At 71.6% G+C, this 1278-nt stretch carries 1 protein-coding gene and 1 pseudogene; one reads left to right on the top strand and one right to left on the bottom strand.

Annotated features, from left to right (window positions below):
* Positions 1-440 (top strand): annotated as a pseudogene (locus AB0M20_RS44165) (RNA polymerase subunit sigma-70); the annotation flags it as partial.
* Here AB0M20_RS44165 and AB0M20_RS44160 read toward each other — a convergent pair.
* Positions 394-1278 (bottom strand): prolyl oligopeptidase family serine peptidase (locus AB0M20_RS44160; protein ID WP_364307536.1); only part of this gene is annotated, 885 nt, incomplete at its 5' end. The pseudogene AB0M20_RS44165 and the gene AB0M20_RS44160 sit on opposite strands and share 47 nt — an antisense overlap.

Genomic DNA, 1278 nt, shown 5'->3' with positions numbered 1-1278 from the left:
CCACGGTCCCGGCGGTGAAGAGCTCGCTGCAGAGGGCCCGCGCGGCACTGGACGCGGGCAAGCCGACGACGCCGCCGACACAGCGGCAGCGGGAGCTGCTCGAGGCGTACGTGACCGCCTTCGCGGCGTCCGACCTCCAAGCGCTGGAGAAGGTGCTCCGGGAGGACGCGACGCTCGAGATGGTGCCGAACCGCGCCTGGTTCGCGGGACGGAAGAACTGCCAGTCCTCCGCGGGAAGCGCGATGGACGGCGCCTGGCGCTATGTGACCGTCGACGTGAACGGCGGCCCGGGCTTCCTGGCGTGGTGGCACGACGAGCCGTTCGGGGTAGCGGCGTTGACCATGGCATCGGATGGAATCGAAGCGATTCACATCTTCGCCGACCCCGAGCTCGTCAGGCGGTGGCCTGTTCCATCGCGGACACCCGCAGATGGGTCGTGAGCCATTCGACGACCTCGCGCAGGTAGGTGGCCCGCGACGAGCGATGCAGCAGCTCGTGCCCCTCGTCGCGGAACAGCAGGTACCTGTGCTCGACGCCGCGCTCCCGCAGCGACGCCACCACCTGCTCGGCCTCGATCACCGGGACGTTGCTGTCGTTCTCGCCGTGCACCACCATCAGCGGCGTGCGCAGCCGGTCGATCCGGGTGATCGGGGACAGGTCGCGCAACAGCTCGGCGTCGGCCACCGGGTCGCCGTACTTGGAGACCGCCGCGGCCGCGATCCACGGCTCGGTGTGGCGGTAGAACGTCTCGAAGTTCGCCATGCCGCAGACGTCGATGCCGACGGCGAACAGCGACGGGTACGTGACCAGCGCGGCCAGGGTCAGGTATCCGCCGTACGAGCGGCCCATGCACCCGACGCGTCCCGGGTCGGCCACCCCGGCCTCGACCAGATACTCGACGCAGGTGGCGACGTCCCGGATCCCGTCGTACCGCAGCTCCAGGTTGTCGGCGTTCACGAAGGTGCGGCCGAAGCCCGACGACCCGCGTACGTTCGGCGCGAAGACGGCGATCCCGCGGTTGACCAGCGACTGGAACAGCGGGCCGTGTCCGGGCCGCTCCTGCGCCTCCGGCCCGCCGTGGAACCAGAGGACCGTGGGGTGCGGCCCCTCGCCCGCGGGCCGGAAGAGCCAGCCGGTCAGCTCCAGCCCGTCGTGCGCCGGGAAGGAGCACAGCGTCGGCAGGACGGTGTCCGTCGCCGGCGAGAGCACCGACACCGGGTGCAGGCCGTCGGCGTCCCACGTCCAGGTGCCGTGCGGCCGGCCCGGCCCCTCGGCGGT

Source organism: Actinoplanes sp. NPDC051633, from assembly GCF_040681735.1.
Lineage (GTDB): Bacteria > Actinomycetota > Actinomycetes > Mycobacteriales > Micromonosporaceae > Actinoplanes.
This window is presented reverse-complemented; position numbering and strand designations above follow the sequence as displayed.